The sequence below is a fragment of the Bacillus sp. GZB genome, from assembly GCF_001975995.1.
Classification (GTDB): Bacteria; Bacillota; Bacilli; order Bacillales; family Bacillaceae; genus Bacillus; species Bacillus velezensis.
The window spans coordinates 1,172,689-1,181,109 of record NZ_MTQG01000010.1 but is presented as its reverse complement, the minus strand read 5'-3'; the positions used below and the strand labels follow the sequence as shown (position 1 = coordinate 1,181,109).

Below are 8,421 nucleotides of genomic sequence, written 5' to 3'. Positions count from 1 at the left end.
CGCAAAAACAGGACACCTACCCGGTGTCTTCGGCGCAGAAACGGATGTATGTGCTCCAACAGCTTGAAGACGGCGGTGTCGGCTACAATATGCCGGCTGTGCTGGAACTGACGGGCCCGCTTGACCGTGTCCGGCTGGAGGAGACGTTCCGGCAGCTTGTGGAGCGGCATGAGTCGCTCAGAACGTCCTTTGAAACGGGGCCTGACGGCGAACCGGTGCAGCGCATCCATGACAGCGTACCGTTTCAGCTGGATGAGGCCGAGTCAGCTGACGCATTCGTCCGGCCGTTTTGTCTGGAAGAAGCGCCGCTCTTTCGTGCGGCTCTCGTGAAAGAATCCGACGAACGTCACCTTTTATTAACGGATATGCATCATATTATTTCTGACGGTGTGTCCGTCAACACCTTGATAAAAGAATTCGGCGAGCTGTACGCAGGCCGTTCGCTTGCGCCGATGCGCCTTCAATATAAAGACTATGCCGTCTGGCAGCGGTTGTTTCAGGAGAAAGAAGGGTACCAGAAACAGGAAGCCTATTGGCTGAAGCGGCTAGAAGGAGAGCTTCCGGTGCTTGAGCTTCCGGCTGACAAGCCCCGTCCGGCTGTCAGAAGCTTTGCGGGCGGCAGCGTATCGTGCACGCTTGACGCTGAAACGGCATCCGGCCTTCACCGCATCGCCCGGGATCACGGCTCCACTTTGTATATGGTGCTTCTCGCCGCGTACAATACGTTACTCGCGCGATTGAGCGGGCAGGAAGACATCATCGTCGGCTCGCCGATTGCCGGGCGTCCGCACAAAGACCTTGAACCGATTCTCGGCATGTTCGTCAACACGCTCGCCATCAGAACGGAGCCGAAAGGAGACAAACGGTTCACCGATTACTTGGCGGAAGTCCGCCAGGCGGCGCTTGAGGCGTATGAGCATCAGGACTATCCGTTTGAAGAGCTAGTGGAACGGCTCGGCGTACAGCGGGACACAAGCCGCAATCCGCTGTTTGACGCCATGCTTGTCGTCCAGAATATAGAGCATGAGGAACTGCTGTTGGACGGTTTGCATATTCAGCCTGCGGATGTGTCCCGTCCGGTTTCCAAATTTGATGTCACTTTACAGGCTTCTGAAGGCGGGGGACAGATTCATTTTCTGTTTGAATATGCGGCGTCTTTATTCCGGAGAGAAACGATGCAGCGCTGGGCTTCCCACTTTATGACGATGCTTGAACACATTGTCCGTGAACCGGAAACTTCTTTACAAGCGATCAGCATGCTGACTGCTCCGGAACGGAACCGGATTCTTTCGGACTTTAACGGCTTGACGAATCAACAGCTGCCTGAAAAAACAGTTCATGAACTGTTCACCACCCAGGCGCGAAAAACACCTGATGCCGCGGCCCTTATCAGCGAGGAAACATTGATCACATACAAAGAATTAGATGACTGGTCGAATAAAATCGCCAGAGCTCTGCAAAAACGGCAGATCGGACCTGATGCAGCCGTCGGCATTGTGATACCAAGATCGCCGGAACAAGTAGCGGCAGTCTTCGGGGTTTGGAAAGCCGGAGGAGCGTACGTCCCGATAGATCCTGAATATCCGGAGGAACGCAAGCAATATATCATCTCAGACAGCGGCACAGCGCTTCTCCTTACCGCACACGGTGCGATAGAACAAGTGCCTGATCGTTTTAACGGTGAAGTGCTCGCACTGGAGGATATCCAAGAACAGGATGCTTCGCCGGTCCAGTCATTATCAGCACCGGAAGATTTGGCTTACATCATTTACACATCCGGGACGACAGGCAGGCCGAAAGGGGTTATGGTCGAACATCGATCCGTCAGCCAAACCCTTCAATGGCGGAGCGGATTTTATGATCTGAATGAGAAAGATACGGTTCTTCAGCTCTTTTCATTTTCCTTTGACGGTTTTGTAACAAGTATGTTCACACCGCTGATTTCCGGTGCGAAGGCGGCCGTTTTAGCCGAAGATGAAGCAAGAGATATTCTTGCTATTAAACACTATCTTGCATCTTACCGCATCACTCACATGATCATTGTTCCCGTACTGTACCGTACACTGCTTGACGTACTGGAGCCGGGGGATGCAGAGTCTCTCAGAATTGTCACATTAGCCGGAGAAGCTGTCGACCAAAACATTATCAGCAGCAGTTTATCAGTTTGTCCACACACGGAGCTTGCCAATGAGTACGGCCCGACGGAAAACAGCGTCGCCACTACAGCGGCAAGACATATAGAACAAAGTGAGAACATCACGATCGGCCGTCCGATTGAGCATTCACACGTTTATATTTTAAACGGGGATCACCCGCAGCCGATCGGTGTAACAGGAGAACTTTGCATCTCAGGTTCCGGCCTTGCAAGAGGGTACCGCAATCTTCCTATGCAAACGGCCCAAGCCTTTGTCCAAGACCCGTTCCGGAAGAACCGGCGCATGTACCGCACGGGCGACCTGGCAAAATGGCTGCCGGACGGCACGCTGCAATATATCGGCCGAATGGACGAGCAAGTCAAAATCAGAGGCTACCGGGTGGAACTGAAAGAAATTGAATCCGCCTTAACAGGCATAAAAGGTGTCAAAGAAGCAGCTGTCACCGCTCATACCGCATCAGCAGGCCAAACGGAACTATGCGCTTATATCGTGACAGAAGAAGGAACAGAAAGTGAAACCGTGCAGCAGGCACTCAGAAATGAAATGCCCGCTTATATGGTGCCGGCGTTCTTTGAAACACTTGAAGCCCTGCCTGTCACACCGAACGGGAAGCTTGACCGCCGCGCGCTTCCTGAGCCGCGGAAAAAAGCGCACACCGGACGGGCATTTACCGAGCCTGAAAGCGACATGGAAAAAGAGCTTTCCGCGATTTGGAGCGAAGTCCTCGGAACTGAAAACATTGCCGCGGATCAATCATTTTTTGAACTGGGCGGCGATTCCATCAAAGCCCTGCAAGTATCAGCCCGATTACATCAGGCAGGAAAACAGATCGCCGTAAAAGATATTTTCAGCCGGCCGACAATTAGGGAGCTGGCGCCTTATGTCCGTACAGAGCGGCAGCCGGTTAGCCAAGCTCCTGCAGAAGGAGAAGTGAAGTGGTCGCCGGTTCACAAATGGTTCTTCACACAAGACATGAAGGAAGCAAATCATTTTAACCAGTCCGTCATGCTGACGAGAACAAATTCAATAGATGAAGAGATCCTGAGGAAAACGTTAAAAGCCATTACCGTTCATCATGATGCCTTGCGCCTTGTCTGCAAAAAAGACGAAGAGAAAGGTCTTCTCCTCTTCAACAGACCGGCTGACCTCCCAGATGAGCAGCTTTACAGCCTGACCATTTTAGAAACGGAAGGCGATGAGCATGAGAAGGAACGTTTTGTAAAACGCCGCGTCGCAGAGCTTCAGAGAAACATGGATTTAGAGAACGGGCCGCTGGTACAGGCGGGGCTGTTCCGCTCTGAAGCAGAAGATTACTTGTTTCTGACGGTCCATCATCTCGCTGTCGACGGGATATCATGGCGGATTTTATTGGAAGACTTGGCTTCTGCTTATGAGCAGGCCGTCTCTGGACAGGAAATCAAACTCCCTCCGAAAACCATGTCATTCAAAACATATACGGAGCAGCTGGCCGATTATGCCGAAAGCAGACAGCTGCTTCAGCAGGCGGAGTATTGGCGGGAGATTGAACACTATGAAACAGAAAGTCTTCCATACGAGCAGGCAGATCTATCTCAAACTCCTGCAAAAAAACGGAACACGGTATCCTTCACTCTGACAGAAAGTGAAACGGACGCCCTGTTGAAAGATGTGCACAGCGCCTACAATACGGATACGCAAGATGTGCTTTTGACTTCCGCCGTGCTTGCCATTCAGAAGTGGTCGCCGCGGCACGCTTTGAAAATCGCCCTTGAAGGGCACGGACGCCAATCGGAGCAGGCAGGTGCGGACATCAGCAGGACAGTGGGGTGGTTCACTTCCATTTACCCGGTGCTTTTCCGGAGCGGAGCTTATGAACCTCATGAAGAATATGAAATTCGCACATTGAAAACCGTCAAAGACACATTGCGGCGCATTCCGGATAAAGGGAACGGATACGGCGTCCTCAAATATTTAACACCGCCGAAGCTTGCCGGGATGACTTTCGGGAAAGCACCGGAGATCAGCTTTAACTATCTCGGACAATTCGATGCGCCCGGCGGGAATCCGGCAGAAACGGAACAGCCAGACGCGTTTCAGTTTTCTCCTTTGGGAGGCGGAGATGATGTGACAGATACATGGAAACGGGAGCAGTCACTTGAAATCAGCGCGATTGCGGCAAAAGGCCGGATGACCGTCAGCATTTCCTATGAAACGGAGCGCTTCCGGCAAGATACGATCGAACGGCTGTCCGAAAGCTGCCGGTATTATCTCCTGAAACTGTCGGAACACTGCCTCAGCAAAACCGATACGGAGAAGACCGTCAGTGACTTTGATGATCGGGAGCTGACTGAGGAAGCCTTGCAGGATATTGCCGACTTACTCAGCTTCCACTAAAATCGAGCGGGAGGAACACATGGACAAAACGAAAAATATCCAAAACATTTATCCCCTCAGCCGAATGCAGGAAGGAATGCTTTTTCATTCCTTTCTGCAAAAGGAGGGGGCTGCATATATCGAGCAATCCGTCTTCACCATAAAAGGCCGGCTTCGTCCGGAATTGTTTGAGCAAAGCGTACAGTCTGTCATCAGCCGCCACGATATTTTCAGAACGGTTTTTTTACCTCATGTCGCTCAGCTGAACGGCCCCCGCCAAGTTGTGCTGCGTGAGCGGGAATTCCGGCTGCACCGCGAAGATCTTACACATTTGGACGAAGCGGAACAGAGCATCTATTTACAGCGATTTAAGGAACGTGACCGCTTAAAAGGCTTTGACTTGCAAAAGGATATGCTGATGCGTGTTTCTTTGTTTAAAACGGGTGACGAAAAATATGTATGCGTCTGGAGCCACCATCACATTCTTATGGACGGCTGGTGCCTCGGCATCGTCCTTCAGGAATTCATGCATATGTACCGGGCGATTGAATCAGGCTCACCCGTCACACTGGCGCCCGCAAAGCCTTACAGCACTTATATTACATGGCTGACTGATCAGGACAAAGACGCGGCTTCTGAATATTGGAAAGGATATTTAGCAGGCTGCGAGACACCCACAGGACTCCCGAAAATATCGGCCCGTCCCCAGGAAAAAGGCTACCGTAAGAAAGAGCTCCTGTTTTCTTTAGATCAAAACCTGACAGACAGGCTGAAAACCATCGCCAAAGAAGAGGGGGCTACGCTCGCGGTTCTTATGCAGACTGTATGGGGCCTGATGCTGCAGCGCTACAACCGGACGGACGATGCCGTATTCGGTGCCGTCGTATCAGGGCGCCCTTCGGTCATTGACGGCGTGGAAAGCATGATCGGGCTGTTTATCAATACCGTGCCGGTACGCATTAAAACGGGTGACGAAAGCTTTAGAGAACTGCTGGGGCGATTGCAGAAAGAAATGCTTGACTCAGAGGCGTTCAGCTATCATCCGCTTGCTGACATCCAATCGCAGACTGAGCTGAAACAGGATTTAATCGACCATATCATCGTGTTTGAAAATTATCCGATTCAGCAGCAGATGAAAGACGCGGAAAAGGAATCGGATGCGCCGTTCCGGATCGGGAATGTCAACGTGTCGGAACAATCGGGCTACGATTTTAACCTCATCATAGCGCCTGGCGATGAGCTGCTCATCAAATTCAGCTACAATGCGAACGTTTATGACGAAGTATGGATAGAGAGCGTAAAAGGACACTTGGAAGAAGCTCTGCGCGGCGCCGCCTTCAATCCCGATGTTCCGGCTGATCGGCTTCCGATGCTCGGACAAAAGGAAAAATCAAGAATAATCGGCGAATTTAATGACACGAAAACAACTTATGAAAGAGAGGAAAGCATCATCAGCCTGTTCAGCCGACAGGTGAAGAAAACCCCGGACCATCAGGCGCTTCACGCCGGCGGGCTGACGATGACGTACCGGGAGCTCGATGAACAGTCAACTGCATTCGCCCGCATCCTGTTGGAAAACGGTTTGGCGCCAAAGGGAATTGCCGGGATTCTGGCCGAACGCTCACCGGAATTTATCATCGCTGTTCTCGCTGTATTGAAAGCGGGAGGGACGTACCTTCCCCTTGATGCAGAACTGCCATCCGCCAGGATCGCCGATATGCTCACTGAGAGCGGAGCACAGCTGTTAACGGTGCAAAAAGGGATTGAGACTGACTTTGACTTTTCTCACATCATCTCTATCCCGGCTGCAGCTGAAAAACAAACAGCTGATGCGGGAAAGCTGAATACCGATACAGCACCTGATGACCTTGCCTATATTATGTATACATCCGGTTCAACAGGAAAACCGAAGGGCGTGATGATTTCCAACCGAAACGTCGTATCGCTCGTGTCAAACAGCAATTACACGTCGGCTGGCATGTCGGACCGCCTCATTCTGACAGGGTCCATCAGTTTTGATGCAGTGACATTTGAAATCTTCGGAGCGCTTTTGAACGGAGCATGTCTTCATGTGGTTGACCGCTCGACAATGCTTGCCCCTGAGAGGTTCGGCAATTATCTTTCTTCCAACCGGATTACGATTCTGTTTTTGACGACGGCGCTCTTTAACCAGTTTGCCCAGGCAGATCCGGAGATGTTTTCTGGGTTGCATACCTTATATGTCGGCGGAGAAGCATTGTCCCCGGCGCTCATCAATAAGGTCAGACACCGCTGTCCGAATCTCAGCCTTTATAACATATACGGACCGACGGAAAATACGACATTTTCTACCTTTTACGAAATCAGGCACGATTTTTCTCAGCCGATCCCAATCGGAAAACCGATCAGCAATTCAACCGCGTATATCATTGATAAAAACGGCGGACTTGCGCCGATCGGCGTGCCCGGTGAGCTTTGTGTCGGCGGTGACGGGGTTGCCAAAGGCTATTTAAACAGGCCTGACTTAACAAGTGAAGCATTTGTCAGCCATCCGGTTCATCCTGAAGAAAAGATCTACAAAACAGGCGACTTGGCACACTGGCTGCCTGATGGAAGCATCGGATACATCAGCCGTATCGACCGCCAATTCAAGATTCGCGGGAAGCGGATTGAGCCGGCCGAAATTGAAGCACGCTTGACTGAAATAGATGGAATCAGGGAATCGGCAGTCATCGCAGCAAAAGAAGGACAAGAAGCAATCCTTTGTGCGTATTATACAGGAGCACATGCTGAAGAAAGAGCCATTCGATCCCTGTTGGCCAGGTCGCTTCCCGACTATATGATTCCGCAGTATGTGATTAAGCTTGACCGTATGCCGCTTACCGCAAACGGCAAAGTGGACCGCCGCCGGCTGCCTGTGCCGGAACGGAAAAAAACGTCATCAAAAGCCGTTCCGCCACGAAACTGGGTAGAGCGTGAGCTGATCGACATTTGGACGCCGATCCTCGGCTGCGGGGAGCTGGGCATACAGGATGACTTCTTTGAGCTGGGCGGCCATTCTTTGAAAGCATTGCAAGTGATTCATCAGCTGAAGACCAGGCAGCAGATGGATGTGCCGATTGAAATGATATTTGAATATCCGACAATTGAACAATTGGCTGAAAAGCTGTATTCCAGCACACTGTCGGAAGCTGCCGAACAGCATATCAGCAGACTGAATCAGCCGAAAGGCCGCAACCTATTCTGTTTTCCGCCTATCTCAGGTTTCGGGATTTTCTTTAAAGATCTTGCGGCGGCATTAAACGGACGGGCTGCTGTGTACGGCTTTAACTTTATTGAAGAAGACAGCAGAATGGAACTATACATTGATAAAATGCTGGAAATCCAGCCGGAAGGCCCTTATATCCTTTTCGGATATTCAGCGGGCGGCAATACGGCATTCGAGGCGGCAAAAGCGATGGAAAAGCGAGGCTTAGAAATCAGTGACGTCATTATCGCAGACGCGTACAGAAAGCTTGACGCACTGCCGCCGCAGCCAACAAACGCAACAGCCGAAAATGTCCCGGAAGCCGTCAGGGAAGCGGTCATCAGAAAAACAGAGTGCTATCAAACGTACTGGGCGGAACTGATAAATGACGGCCAAATCGCGGCAAACCTCCATTTTATCGAAGCCGGCATAAAGGAAGAGCAGAGTGATAAGACCGAGCCGATGAAGTGGGAAGGCGCCACAACGGGACTCTATCAGGAATATCAAGGCGGGGGCGCCCATAAAGATATGTTTGAACCCGCCTATGCACAGCAAAATGCTGAGGTCATACTGGACATCATTGCAAACAGCGGAAGACGCTTGGCGCGGAATCTGTAACATCCGGCAGAATGGCTGAAGAAGACAAAGGGCAAGATAGGGGAATCAAACTCAGTTTTTTTGGAGGCT

At 51.2% G+C, this 8,421-nt stretch carries 2 protein-coding genes; both read left to right on the top strand.

The window, feature by feature from the left end; all coding sequences use genetic code 11:
• Window positions 1–4,529: non-ribosomal peptide synthetase (locus BXO87_RS05680; protein WP_139337719.1), on the top strand; the 4,529-nt coding region annotated here is incomplete at its 5' end.
• 19 nt (window positions 4,530–4,548) lie between these two features.
• Window positions 4,549–8,352, top strand: coding sequence for a non-ribosomal peptide synthetase (locus BXO87_RS05675; RefSeq protein ID WP_038458226.1), 3,804 nt, complete (start codon window positions 4,549–4,551; stop codon window positions 8,350–8,352).
• The last annotated feature ends 69 nt before the right edge of the window (window positions 8,353–8,421 follow it).

Bases quoted from the DNA above. Each gene is read 5' to 3' on its own strand.
- BXO87_RS05675 (WP_038458226.1), top strand. From the start codon at position 4,549: ATGGACAAAACGAAAAATATCCAAAACATTTATCCCCTCAGCCGAATG.